Source organism: Isosphaeraceae bacterium EP7 (assembly GCA_038400315.1).
Taxonomy (GTDB): Bacteria; Planctomycetota; Planctomycetia; order Isosphaerales; family Isosphaeraceae; genus EP7.
In genome coordinates, this window is the sequence record CP151667.1 from 3,896,106 (window position 1) to 3,921,435 (window position 25,330).

The 25,330-nt window shown below is 66.5% G+C and carries 23 protein-coding genes; 14 read left to right on the top strand and 9 right to left on the bottom strand.

Features of this window, described 5'->3' with window-relative positions; all coding sequences use genetic code 11:
• Nucleotides 1-22: 22 nt before the first annotated feature.
• Entirely contained in the window at nucleotides 23-301 is a 279-nt protein-coding gene (rpsT, locus tag EP7_RS15090; protein ID WP_463522101.1) for a 30S ribosomal protein S20, read from the top strand.
• 99 nt (nucleotides 302-400) lie between these two features.
• On the opposite strand, the gene EP7_RS15095 is transcribed toward rpsT, so the two are convergent.
• Together EP7_RS15095 and EP7_RS15100 are read right to left on the bottom strand one after the other, a co-directional pair.
• Nucleotides 401-1,078 (bottom strand): endonuclease III domain-containing protein, encoded by a 678-nt coding sequence (locus EP7_RS15095; protein WP_463522103.1) that lies wholly within the window; start codon nucleotides 1,076-1,078, stop codon nucleotides 401-403.
• A gap of 110 nt (nucleotides 1,079-1,188) precedes the next feature.
• Nucleotides 1,189-2,328, bottom strand: a complete 1,140-nt coding sequence (locus tag EP7_RS15100; protein ID WP_463522105.1) for a LolA family protein — start codon at nucleotides 2,326-2,328, stop codon at nucleotides 1,189-1,191.
• A 278-nt stretch (nucleotides 2,329-2,606) separates the two neighbouring features.
• Here EP7_RS15100 and EP7_RS15105 point away from each other — a divergent pair, with 278 nt between their 5' ends.
• From EP7_RS15105 to holB, 4 genes are all read left to right on the top strand, one after another.
• Nucleotides 2,607-3,644 (top strand): hypothetical protein, encoded by a 1,038-nt coding sequence (locus EP7_RS15105; protein ID WP_463522107.1) that lies wholly within the window; start codon nucleotides 2,607-2,609, stop codon nucleotides 3,642-3,644.
• A gap of 208 nt (nucleotides 3,645-3,852) precedes the next feature.
• Nucleotides 3,853-5,631, top strand: a complete 1,779-nt coding sequence (locus EP7_RS15110; protein ID WP_463522109.1) for a hypothetical protein — start codon at nucleotides 3,853-3,855, stop codon at nucleotides 5,629-5,631.
• A gap of 153 nt (nucleotides 5,632-5,784) precedes the next feature.
• Nucleotides 5,785-6,420: a dTMP kinase gene (tmk, locus tag EP7_RS15115; protein WP_463522111.1), complete on the top strand. Its 636-nt coding sequence runs from the start codon at nucleotides 5,785-5,787 to the stop codon at nucleotides 6,418-6,420.
• Nucleotides 6,392-7,435 carry a DNA polymerase III subunit delta' gene (holB, locus tag EP7_RS15120; protein ID WP_463522113.1) on the top strand — a complete coding sequence of 348 codons (1,044 nt, stop codon included), beginning with the start codon at nucleotides 6,392-6,394 and terminating at the stop codon, nucleotides 7,433-7,435. The genes tmk and holB overlap by 29 nt, the downstream gene beginning before the upstream one ends.
• A gap of 52 nt (nucleotides 7,436-7,487) precedes the next feature.
• Here the strand turns inward: holB and EP7_RS15125 are convergent, their stop codons facing one another.
• Entirely contained in the window at nucleotides 7,488-8,060 is a 573-nt protein-coding gene (locus EP7_RS15125) for a glutathione peroxidase (RefSeq protein ID WP_463522115.1), read from the bottom strand.
• A 163-nt stretch (nucleotides 8,061-8,223) separates the two neighbouring features.
• On the opposite strand from EP7_RS15125, the gene EP7_RS15130 reads away from it, so the two are divergent.
• Nucleotides 8,224-9,762 (top strand): thiamine phosphate synthase, encoded by a 1,539-nt coding sequence (locus EP7_RS15130; protein WP_463522117.1) that lies wholly within the window; start codon nucleotides 8,224-8,226, stop codon nucleotides 9,760-9,762.
• 15 nt (nucleotides 9,763-9,777) lie between these two features.
• Here the strand turns inward: EP7_RS15130 and EP7_RS15135 are convergent, their stop codons facing one another.
• Complete coding sequence (locus EP7_RS15135; protein ID WP_463522119.1) at nucleotides 9,778-10,191, bottom strand: Minf_1886 family protein; 414 nt, start codon at nucleotides 10,189-10,191, stop codon at nucleotides 9,778-9,780.
• A gap of 36 nt (nucleotides 10,192-10,227) precedes the next feature.
• Entirely contained in the window at nucleotides 10,228-11,088 is an 861-nt protein-coding gene (locus EP7_RS15140) for a PSP1 domain-containing protein (RefSeq protein ID WP_463522121.1), read from the bottom strand.
• 595 nt (nucleotides 11,089-11,683) lie between these two features.
• Between EP7_RS15140 and EP7_RS15145 the strand changes: the two genes are divergently transcribed.
• Nucleotides 11,684-12,613 carry a hypothetical protein gene (locus tag EP7_RS15145; RefSeq protein ID WP_463522123.1) on the top strand — a complete coding sequence of 310 codons (930 nt, stop codon included), beginning with the start codon at nucleotides 11,684-11,686 and terminating at the stop codon, nucleotides 12,611-12,613.
• Between the two features lie 50 nt (nucleotides 12,614-12,663).
• Here the strand turns inward: EP7_RS15145 and EP7_RS15150 are convergent, their stop codons facing one another.
• From EP7_RS15150 to EP7_RS15160, 3 genes are all read right to left on the bottom strand, one after another.
• Nucleotides 12,664-14,295 (bottom strand): hypothetical protein, encoded by a 1,632-nt coding sequence (locus tag EP7_RS15150; RefSeq protein WP_463522125.1) that lies wholly within the window; start codon nucleotides 14,293-14,295, stop codon nucleotides 12,664-12,666.
• A gap of 154 nt (nucleotides 14,296-14,449) precedes the next feature.
• On the bottom strand, nucleotides 14,450-15,655 hold the full coding sequence (locus tag EP7_RS15155; protein ID WP_463522127.1) for a pyridoxal-phosphate-dependent aminotransferase family protein: 1,206 nt from the start codon (nucleotides 15,653-15,655) through the stop codon (nucleotides 14,450-14,452).
• A gap of 73 nt (nucleotides 15,656-15,728) precedes the next feature.
• Nucleotides 15,729-16,325, bottom strand: coding sequence for an isochorismatase family protein (locus EP7_RS15160; RefSeq protein ID WP_463522129.1), 597 nt, complete (start codon nucleotides 16,323-16,325; stop codon nucleotides 15,729-15,731).
• A 287-nt stretch (nucleotides 16,326-16,612) separates the two neighbouring features.
• Between EP7_RS15160 and EP7_RS15165 the strand changes: the two genes are divergently transcribed.
• The 4 genes from EP7_RS15165 (at nucleotide 16,613) to EP7_RS15180 (ending at nucleotide 21,236) form a co-directional block, all read left to right on the top strand.
• A complete protein-coding gene (locus EP7_RS15165) occupies nucleotides 16,613-17,548 on the top strand; it encodes a DUF1559 family PulG-like putative transporter (protein WP_463522131.1) in 936 nt (311 codons plus the stop codon).
• A 25-nt stretch (nucleotides 17,549-17,573) separates the two neighbouring features.
• Nucleotides 17,574-18,005 (top strand): hypothetical protein, encoded by a 432-nt coding sequence (locus EP7_RS15170; protein WP_463522133.1) that lies wholly within the window; start codon nucleotides 17,574-17,576, stop codon nucleotides 18,003-18,005.
• 229 nt (nucleotides 18,006-18,234) lie between these two features.
• Nucleotides 18,235-20,043 carry a response regulator gene (locus EP7_RS15175; RefSeq protein ID WP_463522135.1) on the top strand — a complete coding sequence of 603 codons (1,809 nt, stop codon included), beginning with the start codon at nucleotides 18,235-18,237 and terminating at the stop codon, nucleotides 20,041-20,043.
• Nucleotides 20,040-21,236, top strand: coding sequence for a metallophosphoesterase (locus tag EP7_RS15180; protein WP_463522137.1), 1,197 nt, complete (start codon nucleotides 20,040-20,042; stop codon nucleotides 21,234-21,236). The genes EP7_RS15175 and EP7_RS15180 overlap by 4 nt, the downstream gene beginning before the upstream one ends.
• A gap of 51 nt (nucleotides 21,237-21,287) precedes the next feature.
• Here EP7_RS15180 and EP7_RS15185 read toward each other — a convergent pair whose 3' ends face one another.
• A complete protein-coding gene (locus EP7_RS15185) occupies nucleotides 21,288-22,610 on the bottom strand; it encodes a Gfo/Idh/MocA family protein (protein WP_463522139.1) in 1,323 nt (440 codons plus the stop codon).
• A 411-nt stretch (nucleotides 22,611-23,021) separates the two neighbouring features.
• On the opposite strand from EP7_RS15185, the gene EP7_RS15190 reads away from it, so the two are divergent.
• The 3 genes from EP7_RS15190 (at nucleotide 23,022) to EP7_RS15200 (ending at nucleotide 25,262) form a co-directional block, all read left to right on the top strand.
• Complete coding sequence (locus EP7_RS15190; protein ID WP_463522141.1) at nucleotides 23,022-23,237, top strand: hypothetical protein; 216 nt, start codon at nucleotides 23,022-23,024, stop codon at nucleotides 23,235-23,237.
• A 101-nt stretch (nucleotides 23,238-23,338) separates the two neighbouring features.
• On the top strand, nucleotides 23,339-24,373 hold the full coding sequence (locus tag EP7_RS15195; RefSeq protein WP_463522143.1) for a DUF1559 family PulG-like putative transporter: 1,035 nt from the start codon (nucleotides 23,339-23,341) through the stop codon (nucleotides 24,371-24,373).
• A gap of 157 nt (nucleotides 24,374-24,530) precedes the next feature.
• Nucleotides 24,531-25,262: a hypothetical protein gene (locus tag EP7_RS15200; protein WP_463522144.1), complete on the top strand. Its 732-nt coding sequence runs from the start codon at nucleotides 24,531-24,533 to the stop codon at nucleotides 25,260-25,262.
• Nucleotides 25,263-25,330: the final 68 nt, after the last annotated feature.

Sequence of the window (25,330 nt, forward strand, 5' to 3'; positions counted from 1 at the left end):
CCCCGGAGAGTGCTGACCAGCCATGCCGAATACCCCGTCCGCGATCAAGAGCCTGAAGCAGAGCCAGAAGCGTCGTCTGCATAACCGGATCACGAAGAAGGTGATCAAGACCCTGTCGAAGCGCACCTTCGCCAGCCTGGTCGCCAAGGATTTCGACAAGGCCCAGGTCGACTTCCGCGCGGCCACCGCCAAGATCGACAAGGCCGGCGTCCGCCGCGTCTTGCACCCGAACACCGCAGCCCGCCGCAAGAGCAAGCTTGCCCGCGACTACGCGGCCGCCCTGGCCAAGGCCAAGGCCTGAGCCGCGGAGAATCGCCCCTTGCGGCGATGAAATCCTAGCCTTCCGGCCCGCGGCCTCGTCGCGGGCCGGGCGAGCTAGTTGGTCCTGCTCAATCCCGGCTTATTCCTCGCCCTCGGACCCGCACGGCCCGCCCTCGGGCAGGAACCGGCTCAGGGGACAGGGAACACAATTCGGCCTGCCAGCCCGGCAGAACTCGCGGCCGATGCGATCTAGCGTGATGCTCAGCCGGATCAGCTCGGCGGGGTCGTCGGTTCGCATGAGCGTCGAGCGAGCTTCTTCGTAATCGGCCGACTCGTCGATCCAGCCGTGGCGGACGAGGATCCTGTACGAAGCGCGGTCGACGGGATAGGTCGCCAGCCCAAGGGCGTGCAAGGCGATGGCGTCGGCCGTGTTGGGGCCAATTCCCGCGATGGCGGCGAGTTCCTCGCGGACTGACTCGGCCGAGCGGGCGGAGGCGAGCCAATCCTCGTCGACCGATTGCTTGTCCAGGAGCCAGGCGGCGAGCCGCTTCAGGACGGCGCGAAGCTTGGCGAACGGCTTGATCCCGGCGACTCGGAGGATTTCCTCGATTTCCTCGTCGTCGGCTTCGGAAAAGGCCACGAGGTCGTCCAGCCCTCGGTCAGCCCATCCGGCCAGGATCGACCGAACGGTCACGGCCTTGAGGGTCCGACCCAGGATGATGGCCGCGGCGGCCATGAACGGGGAATCGCCGCCCAGCGCGAGGGTTCGCGGGGCAAGCTCGACCAGAGTTGGGTAGGCTTCGGCGAAGCTTGGCATGCGACGGCTCGTGTTCGCAGTCGGCCAGGTCGTCGTCTCTGGGAGTATTGCCCCCTCGCCCGATCGCCGTGGGATCAGATCAGGTCGAGGGGGCTGCGTCGCAATCCGGCTCAGCGGGGAGCGGCGGGCGTGGCAGGGGCCGGCGAGAATGGCTTTGCGAGCGGGAAGCCGGCGGCCCCTTCGGTGGTCTTGGGAAGTTCGAGGCCTTCGTTCAGCAGCGGGGCGCCCTTGGCCGCCTCCTGCTTCGCCTGCTCGGCCTGGGCCCGGATCATCTCGTCGAGGCGTCCGACCAACTCCTGGGTCGAGTCAGCGACAGGTGTTCCCGGGAGTGCCTGGAAGGCAAAGTTGTCGGGGGGCAGCTCGGGGTTGAACTTGACGTTGGAGTAGACCAGCTCGATCTTGCTGGGCGTGACCTTCAGCGGCTTGGCCTGCTTGCCGATCACGCGGCCATTCTGGTCGCGTGGGCTATTGTCCGCGGGCGAGGCGAGGACCGAAGGGACCTGGCCGATCAGTTCGAGCTGGTAGGGCCAGCCGTCTTCCTTGCCAACCCAGACGGTGACGATGCTGGGGATATAGGCGGGCAGGGGGATCGACGGCGGCAAGGGCTGGCCGTTCGCGGTCGTCAGTCCGTCGCGGCTGATCCAGGTCCCTCGGAAGATGTAGACCGGCTTGCCGTCGAGGGTCGCTTCTTCCTTCTGGTCGAAGCGGACGACTTTGCGCAGGCCCGAAAGCAAGGTGTCGGGCCCGGTGAAGCCGAGCGAACCGATGATCTGGTCGCGGAGCTTGGGGTCCACGCCCGGTGTGTTGAGCTTCTGGAAGATGGGGATGATGTCGAGCTTGCTGTAGCTCTGACTCTCGAGGACCTGGCGGAAATCCCAGAGCGTCTTGCCGTCGCAGACCTGGAGCAAGGTTCCCGTGGAGTTGCCCAGGCCGCTGACGGAAAGTTTCATGTAGAGTCGGTTGTCGACGTCCTTGAGATACTTGCCGTTCAGCATGAACTTCTGGCCAAGCATCTGGACCGACTGGCGGATATCCGCGGAGACGCTCTTCAGCCCTACAATCTTGAGGATTGCGGCGTCGATGAGTGCCTCCGCCTCGGTCGGCGGGGCGACGATGGCAGCAGATCCGGGCTCAACGGCCGCCGCGGGGGCGGGGGTCTGGGCGGGATCGGCGGGGGTCGCCTGGGCCTGGACGAGCACCGGCCAGAGACCGACGAAGGCCAGGGTCAGGATGGTCCGGTTCGTGGGCATAGTGGGGTGACGCCGCATAGACTCAAGGAACGGGTGGGAACGCCCGATCTTATCGCTAGACGTCGCGACGGACAACCCCGGCCGAGCGATCCGACCGGGCTAGGTCGCCGCGAAAGCCGGCCGGGATGGAGCCTGCAAATGGCCCCGTCCTGGGCGACGCATCGTTCGAGACCAGGATGGCGAATCTCCCCGTGGACCGAGGCCCGTGGTGGGGGCGGATGAGCACTCATCCGCACCACCGCACGAAGGCCGAAGTCGCGGGGTCGGGAGGAGTTCCGATGCAGATGATCGGTGTGTTGCTCCTGGCGGCGGCCACCGCCGGTGCCGGGTTTGGAAAACCCGGTGTTGGCGGCAAGAAGCTGCTGCGTCACCACGCGGTGGTGAGCGGCGAAGCCCCTCCGGGCGGGCCGATCCAGCCCCCCATGGGTGGTGGCGGTCCTGGTGGCCCCGGGCAGGCCGGCCGGCGGTTCCCCAGCGTCCGCAGCCAGATTTATTTCCTCGATCCCGATGGGATGAAGATCGGCTGGCAGACCTCGGGCGGCCCCAATGGCGAGAAGGCCTACCTTCCCGCACAGCTGGAAGTGCCCGCTCGCTATAACTTCATGCAGGGATTCATTTACCGCCTGAAGATCACCGACATCCCCAACCGCCCGAACACGGCGCTCTACCCGACGCTGGAGGTCGCACCCTCGACCCCCGCGACCGACGCCTACCTGACGCACAACCCGATCCCGGTCCAGTTCACGGCCGAGGACTTCGAGCAGGTGGTCGACGGCGGAAACTTCGTCACCAAGGTCATCTACCTGCCGGATCCCAAGTACCAAGAGCTGGCGATCGCCGGCGTCGAGACCCTGGTCTCCACGCGGCTCGAGCCGGGCGTCGATCCCATCCTCGAGGCGGACAAGCGGGGGACCATCCTCCTGATCGTCCGGCTCGGCCAGATCGACCTTGAGATGCAGCAGGGCGGGGCCCCGATCATCGGCGGTCCGGTCAACTCGGCCCCCGGCATCGTGAGCACTCCCGGCACGCTCCCCCCCGGCGTCATCTCCAGCACTCCGATCGAGAGTGCCCCGGTGAGCCCGGCCTCGCCGATCGAGTCGTCGGTCCCGGCCGACGCCCCGGCTCCTGCTCCGGCCCCGGCTTCACCCGAAGCGGCGACCCTGCCGCCGGTGCCGTCGGCCCCTTCGCCCTCGATCCCCGAGGTCGAAGCCCCCGCCGTCGCCCCCGCGCCGACTCCCGAGTCGGAGGCGTTCCTGGCCCCGCCGTCGGCCCCGGCTCTCGCCGAGGTCCCGGTGCCCGTTCCCGCCCCGAACTGATCGTTTGATCCGAGCGGGCCGGTCTTCAGGTCCGCACGCCGGTCACGGCTCGACCCCGGCGGGACGCGCCACCAGTGGCGCCCCGCCGGGGTCGTCGCGCGACACGCCGGCGAGCCCGATTGTCGCCAACGTGTCCGCGCGGTCGACGTTGCCAAGCGAGTCTTAAGGGGCGCCGCCACACTGAGGCGGGCCCGACGGGGACGAAGCCATGATCCGAATCGGAAGGAAACGACGCGCCGGGCGGCTCGCCCCGACCTTGCTGGCCGGCCTCGCCATCGCCGCCGCGTCTGCTAGCGCCAAGGCGCAACAATACATCCCGCCGTCTCCCCCGGAGACGACCCTGCCGCTGCCGACGATTGGAGCCGCCGAGGCGCCCGGAACGGCGGTCGTCGGCGGGGCACCCGCGTCGGCCCCAGCACCGGCCCCGCTGCTGGCGCCCGAGGTCCAGGTCGTCCGCTTCTCCCTGCCCGAAGGGGTCCGGGTCGAGATGCTGGCGCCCGCCACCGAAGCCCTGCCGCCCAGCGATCGGGCCGACGAATACACGTTCGCCCTGAAGATGGGGACCGGCTACAGGCTCAAGCTGACGAACCTGCCCAATCGCCCGGGTGCCGAGATCTACCCGGTCATCGAGGTCGTCGGCCACCTCCACAGGCCGGTCGACATCGACCCCGTCAAGTTCCCGATCCGCGTGCTCCTGCGGCTCGAAGACATCGAGGACGTGGTCGACACCGGCCGCTTGGTGACGCACGTCATCTATCTGGAAGAGCCCGAGAACGCCATCCCGGTCGACCTCAAGCGGGACGAGATCCCGGTGGCCACGCTCAACGCCGCCGAAGACCCCCTGAAGGTCGCCTCGGCGCTGGGCCGCGTGATGGCGGTCATCCGGCTGGGTGGTCGCCGCCCGACGCCCGACGAGCTCTCGGTCGAGGCCAATGGCGGGGCGACATTCCTGCCCGTCGGCAACACCCCATGCCCGTTCACGGTCAATGGCGGCGATCAGTGCAATGTCCCTTGCGGACCCGTGCGCGGCACCCCGCCCCCTCGTGATCGCCCCTGGCTTCCCGGCGATGAGTACCTCTGCGACGGCGGCGACGGCGGCACCCCGGTCCACTTCGGCGGCGACGGCGGCCTGCGTGGGATCGACCCCCGCGACGCGGTGATCAAGTTCCGCGCCGAGCCCAAGGCAAACTTCTTCCCCGATCGACCGAGGGTCCTCCCCACCAACCGGGTCTGCATCTACGCGCCCAGGTTCGCCGCGGTCCGGATGGGGACCGGCCTGAACGAAAATAAGGCGGTCGTCGGCCTGCGCAACGCCGAGTATGTGGCCCGGATGGACACGGCGACCCTGAAGCAGGGGCCGATCCGGGTCGACCAGAACCAGACGGCCGAGATGAATCGCCACCGGCTGCGGGCCTCGGGCGTGCTCGGACGCGTTTATGTCGGCGAGCACTCTGAGCTGCGTGTTCTGAGCGGCTACGACACCCCGACCTCGATCTCCGGGTACCGGATCCGCCAACTGGCCGAGATCAGCAAGACCCGCCAGAAGGTCGAGGCGAACACCACCCGCATTGCCGCGGTGACGTTCAACAAGCCCGAGAGCGTCAACGTCACCGGCATCGTCGAAGGTGCCGGCCAGATGGTGATGAACTGGAAGCCACGCGAGACGGTGGGGGTCGAGGAACCCCCGGCCAAGCCCGGCCTGGCGGTCATCAAGCGGGTTGACGCCACCACGGCCGAGCCCGGCGACACCGTCACGTTCTCGATCACCTATCGCAACATGGGCAACACGCCGATCGGATCGGTCTCGATTGTTGACAGCCTGCTCCCCCGCCTGAAGTACGTGGCCAATAGCGGCCAGGGACCGAAGGGGGCCGTCTTCACCGCCGAAGAGAACCGGGTCGGCTCGACTGAGCTGCGCTGGGACCTGCCGGGCAAGGTCGCTCCGGGCGAGGAAGGGGCCGTCATGTTCAAGGCCATTGTCCGCTGAGGATTCGTGACGGAAATTGATCCGAGCCATCGAAGGGCGGGGTGCTCGATCCAGGGCACCCCGCCCTCGCGTTTGATTGCGGCGTAGCAGCCGGGCTAGGCCGAGGGTAAGCTCGGGGGTCTGACACACATTTCGGGATGAGGAGACGGCTTCTTGGCTCGGACAGGCTTCTTCCTCTCCCTGGACGGCCCCGACGGCGGCGGCAAGACGACGCAGCTCGCGGGCCTGGTCGACTGGCTACGCGGGCTGGGGCACGAGGTCGTCACCTGCCGCGATCCCGGCGGCACGCCCCTGGGCGACTCGATCCGGTCAATCCTGCTGGACAGGGCGACCGTGGGCCTGGACATCCGCGCCGAGATGTTCCTGTACATGGCGAGCCGGGCGCAGCTCGTCGCCCAGGTCATCGTGCCGGCGCTCGACGCGGGCAAGGTGGTCGTCTGCGACCGCTTCCTGCTGGCTAATGTCGTCTATCAGGGGTATGCCGGCGGCATGCCGGTGGACCTGCTCTGGAAGGTGGGCGAGGTTGCCACCCACGGCCTGATGCCTGACCTGACGGTGGTGCTCGACGTGGACCCCGACGTGGCCGCCGCGCGGGTGGGCCGGCCCCGCGACAGGATGGAAGACCGTACCGAAGAATCAAGGGCCCGGGTCCGCGATGGGTTCTTGCGGGCTGCCGAGAATTATCCCGGCCTGATCGCCGTGATCGACGCGGGGGCCGAGCCCGAGGTCGTCGCCCGTCGACTGAGAGATGAGGTGGCTCGTGCCCTGGCACTCAATCCGCGGACATGATCGGGTCGTCGAGATGCTCCGGCTGAGCCTGGAAGCGGGCCGGCTGCCGCACGCGCTGCTATTCGTCGGCCTGGAAGGGATCGGCAAGAAGGCGTTCGCCCTCAAGCTGGCCCAGACCCTGCTCTGCGAGCGCAGGCCCGAGGCGGCGCTCGACCCTTGCGAGCAATGCGCCGCCTGCGTGCAGGTCAAGGGGGGGACCCATCCCGACCTGCTCCAGGTGGCCCGCCCCGATGAGAAGCACGACCTTCCCATCAAAGTCATCCGCGACCTCTGCATCGACCTGGGCATGAAGCCCGCCCGCGGCGCGCGCAAGGTGGCGATCGTCGACGATGCCGACGACCTGAACGACGAGGCGGCCAACGCGTTCCTGAAGACCCTGGAAGAGCCGCCGCCGGGAACGACCTTGATCCTCATCGGTACGTCGTCCGAGGTGCAGCTCGACACGATCGTCTCGCGCTGCCGCGTCGTCCGATTCGACCCACTGCCCGAGGCCGAGTTGGCCGAAGTCCTTCGCGAGCAGGGGGTCTCATCCGACCCCGACGAGATCGCCCGTCTCGCCAGGCTCGGCGAAGGGAGCCCTGGCCGCGCCAAAGGGTTGGCAAGCCCCGACCTGGCCGGTTTCCGTCGCGCGATGCTCGAAGACGTCTCCAACCCGCATGGGTTCGATCCGTCGGCCCTGGCCAGGCGTATCGAGGAGTTCAGCAAGGCCGCCGGCAAGGAGAGCATCGACCAGCGCAATCGGGCGAGCCTCCTGATCGGCGAGCTTGCCCGCTTCTTCCGCGGTGTCCTCTGGCAGACCGCCGGGTTGGAGCCCCCTTCGGTCGACCCCGCCGACCTCGAAGCCGTGCGGACGCTGGCCCCCGTGCTTGAGCCCGAGGACGTCTTCCTCCTGGCCGACCGCTGCCTGACGGCCGATTACCATGTGGCCCGGAAGGCGAATTTGGGCCTGCTCCTGGACTCGCTCACCCACGATCTCGCGGCGATCATCCACCCGCAATCGGGCCGGGGTCGCTGACATCCAGGATAGTCAGCGGCCCCGGCGTTGGTTCGTTAATCCGGCAGTTAGGTCACTTGCTGTCGTCGGCCAGGGCGGCCTCGATGGCCTTGGTCACTTCCTCGGAATCGGGCTCGACCTTGGGGTCGAAGCGGGCGACGACTTCGCCCTTGCGATTGACCAGGAACTTGGTGAAGTTCCAGGGGATGGGGCCGGCGAAGGAGCCGTTGGTGTCCTTGCTGGTCAGGTACTGGTAGAGCGGGTGGATGCCCTCGCCCTTGACGACGATCTTGGAGAAGACGGGGAACGTGACCCCGTAATTCTTGGAGCAGAACTCCTTGATCTCCGAATCGGTGCCGGGCTCCTGCTTGCCGAACTCGTTGGCGGGGAAGGCCAGGACGCTGAAGCCCTTGTCCTTGAACTTGGCCTGGGCGGCCTCGAGGCCCTCGTATTGCGGGGTCAGGCCGCACTTGCTGGCCGTGTTGACCAGCAAGAGCACCTTCCCCTTATACTGGGTCAGGTCGACGTCCTTGCCTTCGATGCTCTTGAGGTGGAAGTCGAGCACGTTCTTGGCGTCCTTGGCCAGGGCCGGGGCGGCCAGGGCGGTGGTGGCGGCGAGGGCGACGGCGATCATTCGGATGCTCACGTTGCGGATCCTTTGGGGTGCTCTGGGGCGAGGGCGAGGCCTGTCGGCCCGGAACGCCGCCGCGCCCGCAGCCCGACAAAACCGTCGGGCCGATCGATCTATTTAATGACAAGGTATGGGCGAAGCAATAGGCCCCGCCCCCGGCGGAGGTCGGAGACGGGCCATGACCGAGGGATTCACCGCAGGCGCCGACAGGGCCCTCAGACGCGCCGGCGCGCGGGCCAGCCGCAGGGGCAACGGCCTGGTCACGCCCGCCGACCTGCTCGCAGCGCTTGCCGATGAGGAAGAGAGCCGGGCCGTCTCCTGGCTCAGTGAGGCCGGCATTGCGCCGACGCAACTCCTGGATCTTCTGGGAGTTGAGGGGGAACCCGGGTCGGACGCGCCCGAGGAGGAATCGGCCCTCCCGCACGCCCTCGATCTCCGCGCCGTGCTATCCGACGCCACATCGAGGGCCCGCCAGCTCGACCGGACCGTCCAGGTTGGCACCGAGCACCTTCTGGTCGCGATCCTCGCCAGCGTCCCCGAATTGTCACGGCAGATCGAGGGACTTGGGGTCGACCCGATCCTCTGGATTGATCGACTCCGGGACGAGTCCACGGGCGATTCGAGCCCGATCCCCCTGGACTCCGATATCCCGCCCCTCGACCTGGGCGAGCCGGGCCTGAGCACCGACCTGTTGCGCCTGGTTGACGCCTCGGCCAACCGCGTCCGCGAAGGCCTTCGCGTGGTCGAAGACTACGTCCGGTTCGTGCTCGACGACGCGTCGCTCTCGCGCCGGCTGAAGGAGATCCGCCATCGCTTCGCCGAGGCCTGCCGGGGCCTCGATGCCGAGGGGCTCACCGCCGCGCGCGACACCACCGGCGACGTCGGCACGCACATCATGACGGCCTCGGAGCAGTCGCGCGAGAGCCCCAGGGCCGTGCTTACCGCCAACTTCAAACGCATCCAGGAGGCGTTGCGCACGCTTGAGGAATACTCCAAGCTGGCCGACGTCTGGCTCGCCGGCCGGTTCGAGGTCCTGCGCTACGACGCCTACACCCTGGAGAAGCGGACCATCGCCGCCGTCGTCGCCCATCGCGAATTGGGCGAAGCTTGCTTGATGGTTCTCGTCGGCGGCCTGCCCACGCTGGGCGACCTGACCTGGGTGGTCGGCGAGGCCCTCGCCGGCGGCGCGGACGTGATCCAGCTCCGCGAGAAGGACCTGTCCGATCGCGAGTGGCTGACTCGGGCGCGAGAGGTCCGGATCCTCACGGCCAAGGCACGGGCCAGGCTCATCGTCAATGACCGACCCGACCTCGCCCGCCTGTCCGGCGCCGATGGCGTTCATCTGGGGCAGGACGACGTGACCGTCCGCGACGCCCGACGCGTCTTCGGAACCGCCGGCCTGGTGGGCGTGTCGACGCACGAGATCGCCGACGTCGAGCGTGCCCTGCTCGATGGCGCGAGTTACCTGGGAGTCGGCCCCGTGTTTGATTCCGGGACCAAGTCGTTCGACAGCTTCGCCGGCCTGGAATTCGTCCGGCAGGTGGCCGAGACGACGACGGTCCCCTGGTTCGCGATCGGCGGGATCGACGAGGAGAACGTCGGAGCGGTGATCGAGGCCGGGGCCCGGCGCATCGCCGTCAGCGGTGCCGTCGTCCGCGCCGAGTATCCCCGCAAGGCCGTCGCCACGCTCCGGGCCGCCCTGGACGCGGCCCGCTGAGCGTGCGAGCGTGGCTTACAGCAAGACGTCGTCGAGGATCATGACGTAGTTCTGCCTCAGCCCCGCCTCGAACTCGTAGACGTCGTCGAAGTCGGTCCTGGAGTCGTTGGGAGTCTTCTCCAGGTCGCCCGAGGCGATGAGATTGTAGACGATCTCGCCGATGTCGGAGGTGGAGCGGATGCCCCAGCGAGCGAGTACGGCCAAGGCCATCAGCCCGTAATCTCGCAGGGCCAGCTTGCGGGCCCCCTCGCAGAGCTCCCGACCCGAGACGTGTCGGGCCCGCTTGCGCGACTTCAGCTTCGACTTCGCGCGGGCCTTGGCCTTGAGGACCTTGGTATATTCCAGGGCCTCGAAGACGAAGAAGTAGGCGTGGATCGTGTACCGGGCGTCTCGCGCGACCACCCGGGCCAGGTCATCTCGAAGGCTCATCGGACATTCCCCCGCGGCCATGCCGGCGCCGGACGCTCACGGTTCGGCGCGATCATCGTCCTCTTCCCTGGACGTCGTACGCGACTTCGAATGCTCGACGCCGAGGATCTCGCCCGGCTGGACGACGACCCTCCGCCGATCCTCATATTCCACGATCATCGTGCGAGCGAGGATCTCAAGCGCCAGCACACGCCCCTGTCCGCGCTCGGTGATGACCCGGGCGCCGACCGGCGGCAGCTCACGCTCGTGGGCCTGATAGGTGTCGAACTCGTAGCGGAGGCAGCACTTCAGCCGCCCGCACCGCCCCGAGATCTTCGACGGGTCGAGCGTCGTCTTCTGGATCTTGGCCATCCGCATCGAGACCGGCGGCATCCGTGACAGATGCGTGTTGCAGCAGACCGGCTTGCCGCAGTCGCCGTAGTCGGCCAGCAGCTTCGCCTCGTCTCGCACGCCGATCTGCCGCATCTCGATCCGGGTCTGGAAGCTCCGCGCCAGGTTCTTGACCAGCTCGCGGAAGTCGACCCGCTTCTCGGCCAGATAATAGAAAACCAGCCGCTCGCCGCCGAGGATTGCCTCGACGTCGACCAGGTCCATCTGGAGCCTGGCCTGGGCGATCATCTCGCGTCCCGTCTCCATCGCCCTGGCCTGAACCTCGAGCAGCCGCCTCGACGCGGCGAGATCGCCCTCGGTGGCCGCCCTGGACACCTGCCCAGCGATCGGGTTCTGCAGGAAGAAGGCCGTCCGGTCCGTGGCCGGGCAGAGCACCTCGCCCAGCTCCGTCCCCCGGTCGGTCTCGATGACCACCTGCTGCCCGCGAGGATGCTCCTGGCCTTCGACCCCGTGGAACTCGCCGAGCACTCGCATCTGGCCATACCGGACGACGTACGTATTCGCCATCAACGTCGCCCTCCGCCTGGTTGATGCGTCCCGGTCATCACGACGATTGCCGCCTATCTTCAGACTCTCCAGTATAGCGAACCTCTCCGAAGAGGATAGGCCGGGTCTGGAGACGGTTGCCGAGAGGGTAGATCGATTGCTGGAATGCGTGCGGACAAGTGAAATCGAACGGCAGACAACATGCTATCATCGGAAGATGGCCGGTTCCTTTTCTGTCGGGCTTGGGATCGAAGAGGATTGGCCACTTGCGAATTCCTGACGAAGCGTTGGTGGTTCGCTGTGGTCAGCCACCTTACTCGCTCCCCAAGCCCCTACACGAACGCTGCGACGAGCATGAAGGGGTGTATGGATTCTCAGTTCAGTCAATACCCGGAGCAGGTTTCATTCAACTTGCAGCGTGGTGCTTGAACAATCGTGTTGGACTGACGACTGTCGGCGAGATTCGTTGTCTGGGATATGATGTAGTGGTGACATCGGGCAGGGGACGTCATGCCACGGTCGTTGTCCCTCGGAATTGGGATGCGGCGGCGGCCCGTCTGTTGGGGGCACTCTTTCAGGACGTCGTGAATCCAGTTCCCAAGGCAGAGAGGCTGCGATGAAGACGGTCTTCGCCGATTTCAACGCGATGACGGAAGCGGGCGATCTTCGGCTTGAATTGAATGGTTCAACGCGAGATCGACGAGAACAGAACATCAAGATCGGCGACTGGGTATGGTTGAGCGACGGCGAACTCTTCGTCGGTGCCCTAGTCCGAGCCGATGAACAGGAAGGTGTCGTAGGAACACCCCGCTGGCGGACACTGGTCCATCTCGATGATGACGATGCGAAAGATTACTCCCGAATCGCCATCCAACTTAATCGAATCCAAAGTCAGCCCTCACTCGATGTGGATGCCGCCGCCCAATCCTTTCGACTGCTGACGATTCTCGGATCCCTCGACGCACCAGAGGGTGTTCCTAGGATCCCGCGTGGTGTCTTCCATTACTGCCGGGCAGTGGACTTGTCACTCCTGGATGAGCCGCAACTTGCATTGGTCGAGATTGTCGCGGCCAGGAATGGTCAATCAGGCAATCCGTATTACGATCTTACATATTTGGACATCCTGTCTCGAGTTTCCCCTGCCCTTGCTGCCGAAGTGTCGCTCACCCTCGCGGCGGACCCCAACGCCACGGCGAAGGTTCTAGCCGCTTGCATCAATGTCCGATCTCAATTGACTCTCTTCGGATCAGATCAACGGTTCGAGACTGCCGGTCAGGAAATCCTCGGATGGATCGGACGATTCGACCGGTTGCCGGACCGGGGGGATGTTCCTGCTTCGATCGTCGCATTGGTCTATCTTGTCCGTGGCCTTGTCTTGCTCCGCTCGGGCCGCCGGGACGAAGCGCACCATGTCTTGAGGATTGCGCAACAGATCGATCCGAGTAATCCGTCTATCGCGGAATCGGTTGGACTCGAGTCCTTCGATGACCAAGCTCGGGATATCGTTGCAAGACTCCGTGACCGGGCCTCGCTCCATGCTGCCTGACGCGTTTCGACTTCCAGTTGAACAAGGTTCTCCCAGCCGATCGTCCTCGGTCACTGCCCCTTGTTCAGCCGGTCGAAGTAGCCTTTGACCTGCTTCTCGACTCGCCTCGGAACTCTCTGGTTGGTGAGGGCTTCGGCGGCGAGGCCGGTGGCGGTCTCGAGGTCTCCCTGGACCTGGATCTGGCTCTCGCCCTTCATCTGGCGGCTTGGCGGGGCGAAGCCTTCGAAGATGGCCTTGCCCTTGGTGGGGTCGATCTTGACCTTGGTGGTGTAGGACGCGGTGTCGTCCTTGGCCTCATCTCGGTCCCCCTCGCCCTGGCCTTTCCCTCGTCCCTGGCCTTGCCCTCGGTTCTGGCGGCCGTTCATCATGTTGGCCATGCTCTCGCCGAGCTGGTTGACCCCGTCGCCCCCGGTCATCCCGCTCTTGGCGTCCTGGAGGTCGGCGAGGGCGTCGTCGAGGGTTTCCAGCTCCTGCATGTTCTTGGCCATCTCGGCGAGCTGCTTCTCGGTGGTGCCCAGTTGCTCGGCGGCCTTCTTCATGTCGCCCTTGGCCATCTGCTCCTCGGCCTTGGCCAGGGTCTCGGCCAGCTTCTTCAGGCCTTCCAGGTTCTTTGTCTGGTCCTGGAGCTTGGCCATCTCCTTGTTGAACTGCTCCTTGGTCAGTCCGCCGTTCTTGACGGCCTCTTCGAGCTGCTTCTTGCGCTGATCCATGTTGGCGAGCTTCTGGAGCTGCTGCTTCATCTCGCCGACCTGCTCTTTCAGCGCCTTCTTCTCGGCCTCGTTCATCTTGCCCGAGGCCATCTTCTCCTGGAGCTTCTTGATCTCGACGGCGGCCTTCTGGAAGTCGGCGTTGGCCAGGGCCTTCTTGAAGTCGTCGGCGGGGCCGTCGCTGGACATTTCTTTGAGCTGCTGGAGCTGGCGATTCACCTGCTCGGGGGAGCCAAGCTGCTTCTGGCGGTCCTTCACGGCGTCGGTCAGCTTGTTCAGCTCGACCAGGGCCTGGTCCTTCTTCGCGAGGGGGGCCTTGGCGATCTGGTCGGCGGCCTTCTCGATCTCGGCGAGGATCTTCTGGGCTTCGGAGAAGTCTTCCTTGTTCATCGCCTTGCGCTGGCTGGCGATGCGCTTGGCCAGGGCCTTGGACTGGGCCTCGACCACCTTGGCATCGAGCTTCGTGGCGGCGTCCTTCCCTTTGGCCGTCCTGGGGCCGGGCCACTGCGGGGCGTAGAGCAGGCCGATGGCCACGAGAGCGGGTAGGAGCGGGACCCAGGATCGGCCGGGCGGGCGGATCCCGAACTTCTCGGGGATTGCCAGCTCCTTGACGTGACGCACGGTGTCGGCGATCAAGGCACGGCCGGCCGGGGTCTCGTGGAGGTCGGCGGGCAGCGTCAGCGCGGTGCCCAGGCGCTCGTTCAACTCGAACGCACGGTCGATGGCGATCGCGGCGTCGACCCGGCTCGGGCCGCGGAAGACGGCGTATGCCAACGCCCCGACGAAGCCCAATCCCAGGGCGATCGCCAGCGGGGCCCATGCGGGGCCGGGCAGCGGCCGGCTGAATTTGCCGGCGCCGATGGCGATGGCGGCCAGGGCCAGCGTGATCGCCGTGCACCAGACGAGCGCGGTGAGGAACCTCCGGATGCGCAGGCGCCGCCAGACTTGCCCGATCGGCCTGTCCAACTCTTGCATGGCTCGGCTCTCCTGAGCAGGGGGCGTCTGGCGGAGTTCGATCGACCGAGGAGGGCTCCTCCGACAGCCGTCATATCAACCAGTGTAGGCGACCCATCGGCGGGGAGCAAGCCGTCCCCGGCCCCGGAGGCAGGTCCCGGGGCCGAGGTTGAAATCAGGGCTGCTTGTAGACCGATTCGGCGGCGGCGGCGGCCTCGTCGGGGCTCGCCTTGTGGCCCAGGTCGTTCAGGCAGGTGGCCAGGGCTCGCAGCACGAGGTCGACGTTCTCGGGCCTCGACCCGTAGCCCATCAGGCCGATCCGCCAGGCCTGCCCCTTCAACGAACCGAGACCGCCGCCGATCTCGATGCCCCAGTCGGCCAGGAGCCGCTTGCGCACGGCCAGGTCGTCGATTCCGGCGGGAATCCGGACGCAGTTGAGCTGCGGCAGTTGGTGGCCTTCGACCGTGACGTAGGGGATCCCGATCGCGGCGAGGCCGGCCTTCAAGGCCAGGTGGTTGGTCTTGTGGCGGGCGATCCGTGCGTCGAGGCCTTCTTCCAGGACGACGGCCAGGGCCTCGCGCAGGGCGTAGTTCATGCTGATGGGGGCCGTGTGGTGGTAGAAGCGGTCGCTTCCCCAGTAGCGCTGGATCATCGACATGTCCAGGTACCAGCTCTGCACCTTCGTTTTGCGGTTGGCGATGACCTCGGCGGCCCTGGCGTTGAACGAGACGGGGGCCAGGCCCGGCGGGCAGCTCAAGCACTTCTGGGTGCCCGAGTAGATCGCGTCGATGCCCCAGGCGTCGACCTCGACGGGGATGCCCCCCAGGCTGGTCACGGCGTCGACGGCGATCATCGCGCCGGCCTCGTGAGCGATCTTGGCGATCTCCTCGATCGGCTGCCAGGCGCCGGTGGACGTCTCGGCCTGGACGATGCCGACGACCTTGGGGGAGAATTCCTTGACGGCCTTGCGGACTTCCTCGGGGTCGAAAATCTCGCCATAAGGCCGCTCGATCGACTTGACCTCGGCGCGGCTCCGCTCGGCGACGTCGACCATCCGCCCGCCGAAGACGCCGTTGACGCAGACGAGCATCCGGTCGCCGGGCTCGATCAGGTTGACGACGACCGCCTCCATCCCCGCCGAGCCGGTGCCCGAGATGGCCATCGTCAGGCGATTCTCGGTGCGGAAGACCTGGCGCAAGAACCCCTGGGTCTCGTCCATCAGGGCGATGAACTCGGGGTCGAGGTGGCCGAGCAGGGGCATGCCCAGGGCTTCGAGCACGCGCGGATGGGCCTCGCTGGGCCCGGGGCCGAGCAGGACCCGTGGCGAGGGGTGGAACCGGGGGATCGACGTCTTCGAGGTCGGCTGGTCGGCGATGGCCAAGGTTCGGCTCCTGGAACGGACGCGGGGGCGGGGCAGGGGGGAGGCCGTCCGTGCGTCCGTCTCTCTCGGGTCGTCAGTCTCGGGCTTGCGAGGAAACTTCCATGTTAGCGGCGGCCCCGCGGTCTTTCACCAGGGCGCTGATCGCCTTGAAATTGGGATGCCTCGAAGACTCGGTCCATTCGAAGAGGATCGCCTCGGTGGTGGAGACGACGACGCCGGCCCGCTCCAGGCGGCGCAGGGCGAATTCGTAGTCGACCTGGTGACGCGATGCGACGGCGTCGGCGGCGACCTGGACGGTCAGGCCGAGTCTCATCAGTTCCAGGGCGGTCTGGGCCACGCAGATATGGGCCTCGATGCCCGCGAGCGTGATGTGGCGTAACGACCGTTCCGCGATCAGGAGGACCAGCTCGGGGACTTCCCCGCAGTGGAAATTCGTCTTGGAAAGCCGGTGGGCCACGCGATCGGCGATGGCCGCCACCGACGGGCCGAGGCCCTGGGGGTATTGCTCGGTGGCGACGACCGGAATCTCGAGCAGGCCGGCCCCGTCGATCAGCCGGGCCGCGTTACCGACGACCTCGTCGCGAGCCGGGATCTTCGCCAGCAACTTGCCTTGGAGGTCGACGATGAGCAAGGCCGCGTGCTGGTGAGTGAGCCGTTCAAAGGACGTCAATGCAAGGCCTCCAAAATCGACCGAGAACCGTCGCGGGATGCCGAGAACGATCGCGGGATGCTATGGGCGGGGGCCGCCGTTGGTCAAGTCTGGGGAAGACGTTCAATTTGACTCGTTGGAGCCTATTTTTGGTTGATAAGACTTTGCTTTTGTGCAAAGGTAATCCACACAGTTTGTCCTAATCCGACGTCTTTTTTGCCCGCCACGCGATCGAGCTTGGCGGCGTCGGGGTATGCGCGGGATGAGCTAACTCTCTCCTCCATTCCGTCCTGCCGGGAGGCATTTCGATGAGACTTCGGGCATCCGTCCGTCGGGGATTCACCCTGATCGAGCTGCTGGTGGTGATCTCCATCATCGCCGTCCTGATCGCTCTTTTACTGCCAGCGGTCCAGTCGGCACGCGAGGCGGCCCGCCGCGCGCAATGCATCAACAACCTGAAGCAAATCGGCCTGGCGTGCCACAATTATGGCGACATCAATGGGATCTTCCCGTCGCAGGTCGGCGGAATTCCGACCTGGTTCCTCCAGTCGGACTACCGGACGAGCTGGATGGTCCAGATCCTGCCGATGATCGAGCAGACGAACCTGTTCAACGCCTACAACTTCGCGGCGGACCGGGCGGCGTACTCGGCCACCAACACGACGGTGATGGCCACCCCGATCAACGGCTACGTCTGCCCGAGCTACCCCGGCCCGGTCCTCCAGCAGGGGCAGTCCGACTGGAATGGCTATGCGGGGACGATCGGGACGGCCCCGGCCACCTGGTTCATCGCGGGTACCTGCTACAAGGGGAACCTGGGCGACAACACGACGGGACCATTCCCGGGCTCGAATAATGCCTACGGCGACCTGAACGGCACCCAGCCGACGGCCACCGGCATCTTCTGGCGTGCCCAGATGGTGGTGAGCATCCCCTCGATCACCGACGGGACTAGCAACACTCTCCTGACCGGCGAGGCCCTGCCCAACACCTGCAACTGGAACGCCTGGTCGGAGAGCAACTCGTCGGTCGCCACGACCTCGATCCCGATCAATCAGAAGGTCAACAAAGATCGGGGGAACCCCGGCTACTGCTACGGGTTCCGCAGCCAGCACCCCGGCGGGATGAACGTCGGCATGTGCGACGGCTCGGTCAGGTTCCTCAAGGAGACGATCAGCCCGCTCGTCTACCGGGGGATCAGCACCCGCGCCGGCGGCGAGGTCCTGAGCTCGGATGCGTACTGAACACCTCGCTGCGGAGCCTCAACTCATGACGATGCAGACCGTTCGGGTCCAGTTCCTCGCGGCGGCCGTCGGCCTGGGGCTTGGGCTGGGATGCCAGGCCAAGTCGGACTACCCCGAGACCGTGCCCGTCTCCGGGAAGGTGAGTTACCGCGGGCAGGCGCTGCCCAAGGGGACGATTACGTTCCAGTCGGACGAAGGTCACGCGGCCACGGGCCAGATCGGCGAGGGGGGGCAGTATCACCTGTCCACGTTCGGCGAGGGCGATGGGGCAGTTCCGGGCCATCATCGGGTGATCGTCATCGCCAATGACGGCGACGAGCACCTGATGCCGGGGTCGTCTCCGGGATACAAGAAGCCGACGGATCTCGTGCCCAAGAAGTACGGCAAGGTCGAGACCTCTGGGCTGGAAGAAGTCGTCTCGAAGGACAAGACGTCCTACGACATCGACATCAAGTGAGCATCGGCGGCGGCCCGCGCCCCGACCGGGGCCGGGCCGCCGCAGGCCTCCCAACTTCCCCTTCCCGGCCTGGGGCCCGGGACACGGCGTGATCGGCGACCTTGCTCGCCGCAGCCGTGGGGATTAAGATGGAACGGTCGAGTCGTGGGCCCAACCTTACGGCCCGCGTCCGGCGTCCATTCGGGTGCCTTCTTCGGGCTCCCCCGATCACTCCTGAGTCGGCCGCTCCGTGACCGATCGTCCGATCGAAAAACCCCGGCTCCTCGTCATCGAGCGAGATTCCCGAGCCGGGGCTTCGGCCCGCGACCGCCTCTCCGACGAGTTTCAGATCACCGTCGCGCGGAGCATGGCCCGTGCGCTGGTCTTGCTGCGAGAACGCGAGTTCTCCGGCGTCTACGTCGACTCGACTCAATTGTCCGCGGTCCGATGGGCGGGCGTCATGATCCAGGCCGATGAGATCCTCGAGGCCATCGCCGACGGGGTCGCGGTGGTCGACACTGACCTGAACATCGTCTGGGTCAACCCCGAGTTCCACCTGCTGGTGCCGCCGGAGAACGACCCGATCGGCCGGCAGTTCTACCGGGCGCTGGGGTCTCCCGAGATCGTCGGCACCGAGCCCTGCCCGTTCACCACGGCGGTTGCCTCTCGCACCACGTCGGCCACCGAGCTGCGGGTGAACGCGAACCGGTTCCTGCGGGTGACGGTCACTCCGGTCTTCGACCGATCCGGGACGCTGACGCACCACATCGCCCTGACGCGTGACATCACGAGCGAGACGCTCCAGCAGCAGAAGATCGACGCCATCCACAAGGCGGGCGACGAGCTGGCCGACCTCAAGCCCGAAGAACTCGCCGAGATGGGGGTCGAGGAGCGCACCGACCTCCTGAAGTACAACATCGCCCGCCACATGCGCGACCTCCTGGGCCTCGACTTCATCGAGATCCGCCTGCTCGACCGGACCAACGACCGGCTGGTCCCCCTGCTGACCGAGGGGATGACCCCGCGCGCCGCGACCCGCGAGCTGTTCGCCCGCAAGGAGGGCAACGGAGTCACCGGCTTCGTCGCGGCTACCGGCCTGAGCTATCTCTGCACCGACACGGCCAACGACCCGCTCTACCTGGAAGGGGCCGCCGGGGCCCGCAGCTCGCTGACGGTCCCGCTGAACTATCACGGGACGGTCATCGGCACGCTGAACGTCGAGAATGGCCAGCCCAACGCGTTCGACGAGAAAGATCGGCAGTTCCTGGAGATTTACGCCCGCAATATCGCCGCGGCCATCAACACGCTGGAACTCCTCCAGGCCGAGAAGATCGGCGCCGCCAGCGCCTCGGTCGAGGCGATCAGCCGCGAGCTGGCGCTGCCGCTCGACGAGATCATCTCCGACGCCACCACGGCGCTCGACCGCTACGCGGGGCACGATGAGGACATCATCGCTCGGCTGAAGCACCTGCTTTATCGGGCCCGCGAGATCCGGGGCCTGATCCACAAGGCGGGCTCTGAGGTGGCCTCCGAGGGCAAGCCCCCCGGAGAGCGCGTGCTGCCGAAGCTCGCCGGCTCCCGGGTGCTGGTCGTCGACGCCGACGAGGCGGTCCGCCGCGCCGCCCACCAGCTTCTGGGGCGCCACGGTGCGATCGTCGAGACGGCCCAGAACGCCCACGAGGCCATCGCCCTGGCGAGGCAGACCCCTTACTCGGCGGCGATGACCGACATCCGCCTTCCCGACCTGGACGGCTACGAGATCTTCCGCCGGTTGCGCGAGGTCCAGCCCGGCATGCCGATCATCATGATGACCGGGTTCGGCTACGACCCGGCCCACGCCATCGTCAAGGCCCGGCGCGAGGGGATGCAGTCGGTCCTCTACAAGCCGTTCCGCGTGGACCGTCTGATCGAAGCCATCGAGCTGGCGGTCCGCCCGCCCGCTCGCCCGGAAGAACCCCCGCCCGCTCCCCCGGAAACGCCTCCGCCCGGCGGCGAAGGCGACGCGAAGGATTCGCCCCCGTCCCCGCCTCCTTCCTCGCCCGAGCCCACTTCCCTATGACCTCATCCCTCGCCTTGCTGACGGACGCGCTGGCCCTCGTCGGCCACGGGTCCGTTATCATCTGGACGATGAACGTCACCGACGGCATGGGCTACGATCGCCCGGGCTCTCGGTTCTGGCCTCGCGTCGCACTGCTCGGCCTCGTCGCGGTCGGCCTGGCTCTCCTCGGTGCCATGCTCGCCGGCTGGCCCGGCTGGGCCTTGCCGTTGCGGGTCTACTCGTATGCCTGCGTCGTCCTTGCGGCGCTGGTCATCCCCGGCCTCGCCCTGGTCCGTGGGCTGCGGCGCAAGCCGGCCGGGATTCGCGGCCGCACCGAGACACTCGACTTCGCCCGGCTCGACGGCCGCGACACGCTCATTGGCCCGGGCAAGCGGGCCTGGATGCTCCGGTTGCCGGCCAACGAGGCGCTGCAACTCGACGTCCGTGAGTGGGACCTCCACGTGCCGGGCCTGCCCCGGGCGCTCGACGGCCTGGCAATTACTCACCTGACCGACCTGCACTTCTCGCCGACCTACACCAGACGCTACTTCGACCGGGTGATTGATCAGGTCGCGGGCTGGGACGCCGACCTCGTCCTGTTCACCGGCGACCTGGCCGACGACGACTCGGCTGTCGACTGGGTCGTGCCGGTGCTGGGCCGGCTGGAGGGCCGATTCGGTCAATTCTCGATCCTGGGCAATCACGACCGTCGCCACCACCCGGCGCGGCTGCGGCGGTCGCTCAAGGCGGCCGGATACGTCGACCTCGAAGGGACCTGGACCACGCTCGACGTGCGAGGCCAGGCCCTGGCAGTCGGCGGATCGTCATTCCCCTGGGGCCGGATGCCCACCGGCCGCTGGCCGGTTGACGCCGACTTCAGGCTCCTGATGAGCCATTCCCCCGACCTCTTCCCCTGGGCCGCCTCCCGCGAAGTCGACCTCATCCTGGCCGGCCACAACCACGGAGGCCAGGTCCGGCTGCCGCTGCTCGGCCCGATCCTGATGCCCAGCCGATTCGGCCGCAGGTACGACCGAGGATTCTTCGCCAGCGGGCGGACCCGGATGTACGTCAGCCAGGGGATCGGGGCCAAAGACCCGCTGCGCTACGGCGGCTGCCGCCCCGAGGTCGCCCGGATCGTCCTGCGAGCCTCGGGCATGCCGGCGGCAGGTCGGACGTTGCTCCATGAGCAGCTCGATGAGTCGACGATCTCTTGAACCCTGCCGCCGGACCCCCTCCACGCGGGGCCCGGCGCGGTCGTTCCCGCCTCAGACCGTGGGGTAGACCCAAGGGGCCCGATAGTCGCGGCGGAGCAGGGCGTTGGCCTCGTCGTCGCCGATGACCCGCTCTTTCGCGCCGTCCCAGGCCAGGGATCGGCCGAGCTTCATCGAGATGTTGCCGAGGTGGCAGATCGTCGTCGAGACGTGCCCCTCTTCGATGTCGGCGACGGGCCTCGATCGGGCCTCGATCGCCTCCAGGAAGTTCCGCCAGTGGGCGCGGTTGCCCGGGATGATGTTGGCGTCGCCCTCCTCGTGAGGCTTGACCGTCTCGCGGACGAAGTCCATGTGGACTGGCTTGCCGTCGCCTTCGGGGATGAAGTCCCACTCGTCGATGGAAACCTTCAAGGTCCCCTTGTCGCCGTAGAAATTCACGCCCCAGCCGTACTTGGGGTCGTCCTGCTTGCCCCAGGTCCGATGCTCCCAGATGGCGGTCAGGTCGCCGTAGTCGAGCGTGATCGTCTGGGTGTCTGTCGTGTTGGCCTTCCCCTTCTTCTCGACGTAAATCCCGCCGCTGGAGCTGACCGACCTCGGGTAGCGGACGCCCATCAGGTAGCGTGCGGCGTCGAGCATGTGCACGGCCATGTCGCCGGTGATGCCGCTGCAATATTCGGTGAACTTGCGCCACTGGCGGGGGTGGGTCAGCACGCTGTAGGGACGCATGGGCGCGGGGCCGGTCCACATCTCGTAGTCGAGGTTGGCCGGTGGCGCGGAATCGGGCGGGTTGGCGTCGCCTCGCATGTGCCAGTAGCAGTACGCCTTGACCAGCCCGACCTTGCCCAGGTGCCCTTCCTTCAGGAAGTCGCGGGCCTTGACGATGTGCGGCGTGCTCCGGCGCTGGGTGCCCACCTGCACCACCCGCCCGGTGCGCCTGGCGGCGGCGACCATCGCCTTGCCTTCGTCGACGGTGTGCGAGATCGGCTTCTCGACGTAAACATCGGCCCCCGAATCGACCGCGGCGATCATCGTCAGGGCGTGCCAGTGGTCGGGCGTCGCCACGATGACGATGTCCAGCTCGCGCGGCTTGAGCATCTCGCGGAAGTCGGCGTAGGTCTTGGGCCGCTTGCCCTGCGCCGCGTTCATCCGGTCGGCGCTCTCATTGAGCAGGTTCGAGTCGACGTCGCACATCGAGACGACCTCGACGTCGGCCACATCGCGCAGCCGGTCGAGGTCGTAATTGCCGAACCAGCCGCAGCCGATCACGCCGACCTTGTACTTCTTGCCGGCGACCATCGCCCGAGCCCGGCTTTCCGCCGCGCCCAGCGCCAGACTCCCCGCCGCCGAAGTCTGAAGGAACCGTCTCCGGTCGATCATCGTCATGCCTCATCTCAAGGTTGGAGCCGACCCAGGGCGAGTTGGAGTGAAGTCCATCACCCTAACGAATCCCGACGTGTCGGCCAAGCCTCCGAAGAGCCGCGTAGGGTGAGTGTCGACCCGTGTACGAGACCCTGTTACGGAACCTGTGGCTCCGGGATTCGAAGCGACACAGACCCTTTTAATCATTGAAGTTACATATGCTAGGGGCGGTCTCGAGGAGCCGATCCCAGGTGCCTTCCGCAGGGCTAGGTCCAGGGATTTGATCTCCCGAGTGTTCGATTGATTGCGTGCGGAATCCGATCTTATAAGTTTCATTATGATGTTGAATCGGCCAAGTTACTCTGCAATGATCTGCAATCCAACCCTCCCGCCAAATTCCGGCATGCTGTCTAAAAAGGAGAATCCTTCATGCCGAGCCGCGGTTCGCTTCCATTTCGCGGATTGCACGCAGTCTTGCTTGCGGTCATGGCCGTAGGTCCGATCGGCTTCTTAAGCGGTTGCGGTGGATCCGACGCTCAAACCCACGTTGCGGTCGACAAGGAGAAGGAGGCGACCGCCTTGAAATCGATGGCCGACTTCTACGCGAAGAAGCAGGGCAAGTCAAAAGGGCGGCCCATTCGCTGAGGCCAGCCCGGCGGCACCTCGTTTTCATCAATCCGACCTCTCGTCGATCGTCCCTTATTCAACGGTGGGGTCGTTCTCTCCTCCCATTCATAGGATATGTGATGAACCGAAACGTACGACGCGGCTTCACCCTGATTGAGCTGCTGGTGGTCATCTCCATCATCGCGGTGCTCATCGCATTGCTACTTCCCGCCGTCCAGGCGGCTCGCGAGGCGGCCAGGCGTGCCCAGTGCATCAACAATCTCAAGCAGGTTGGCCTGGCCATGCATAATTATCACAGCGCAATCGGCTCGTTCCCGATGACCAGCACGACGGCGATCGCCGAACCCGGCGGCGGGCCGACCAGCTGGGGGACCTGGAGCGCGCACTCCTTGCTTCTGCCCTATCTCGAACAGAAGCCGATCTACGACAACATCAACTTCAACTGGACGAGCTGGTATGGAACCGGTGGGTTGCAGAACCTCACCGTCTTCACGCTCAAGTTGAATGCCTTCGTCTGCCCCTCCGATGGGTTGACCGGCCAGGAGAACACGAACAACTATTTCGGCTCGGTCGGCACGACCTCCGGCTTCATGAACAACGCCGACTCGACCGGGATTTACGCGTTCGGGCGGACTTACGGCATCTCGAACATCAGCGACGGGACGTCGAACACGATCGCCTATTCCGAGGCCCTTGTGTCGACCACTCCCGGCACTGCCAAGCAGACCAAGTGGCGTGATGGCCCCGCGGCTGGAAGCGACGGAGGGGCCGCTTATCGACTCCTCGACGCGACGCAGAACCTGCCGGCCCTCCTGCAAGATTTCCAGACCTGCAACACGAACTTCACGACCACGCCCAACTATGGGCAGCGGGGCTACCGCTGGGGCCTGGGCGGCCTGGGCGAGACGCTGTTCCAGACCCTGATCCCGCCGAACTCCACCAACTATCCCTGGAATTCGTGCCGGCTGGACTGCCCCGGCTGCGGAGCCCTTCAGACCGGCTACTTCAACGCCAGCAGTAACCATCCCGGCGGCGTCAACGTGACGATGGCCGATGGCAGCGTGAAGTTCATCAAGTCGACCGTCAACCAGCAGACCTACTGGGCACTCGGCACCAAGGCCGGCGGCGAAGTGATCAGCTCGGACGGCTACTAAGCCTCGCGCGTCCCTGAAAATTGCCTCCCCCTCGTGATTGATGGCGGAGCTCGTTGCGGCCCACCCCCGGATCGGCCGATCCGGGGGTGGGCCGTACGTTTTCGCCCCCGGGCCATGCCCGACGAACCCATCACCTTCAACGATGAGAGTTCCGCACGTGTCATCCACTAAAATCGAACCTTCGCCAATCCGGGCCTGGGCCCTGGCGCTCTTGGCCGGGCTGGTCGCGGGGCTCGCCTCCTGGCTGATCGGGGAGGGCCTGAACGGTCGGATCCAGCCGAGGCTCCTCGCGACCAACGGTTTCCCCACGCCCGAGGAGGCCCTCGCGGCGGCGAACGCGAGCAAGGCGGCCGTGGCGCTGCAGATGTCCGTCGCCTACGGCACGCTGGGGGCGGCGTTGGGCCTGACCCTCGGGCTGGCCGGGGGGGGCATGCGTCGCGAAACGCGTTCCGCCGGGGGCGCGGCGGCCATCGGGGCGATCCTCGGAGGCGTCGTCGGGGCCGTCCTGCCCCAGGCCGTCGTGCCGGTCTATTTCAAGTACTATGACCCGGACAGCGATGACCTCGTCCTGGCGATCCTGACCCTCGGCGGGATCGCGGGCGCCGTCGGCGCCTCCGCGGGCGCGTCGCTCGGGATGGGCCTCGGCGGACGCGGACGGATCAGCCGGGCCGCCGTCGGTGGCCTGGTCGGGGCCATCGCCGGAATCGTCCTCTACGTGGTTGCCGGCACCCTGGCGTTCCCGCTCGACCAGACGACCAAGCCGATCTCCGCGACGTCGGGCTCCAGGCTCGCCGCCCGACTCCTGGTCGCGCTGTTCGCCGCCGCGGGCGCGACGATGGTCGTCCGGTCAACGCCCAAAGCTCATCCCGTGTCGTTCCAGGATGCCTGAGCCGGGTCGATCTGAAGACCCGGCTCGTCCCTCGATTTCGAAGAAGGTCCCGGTCGAATCCGGCACGT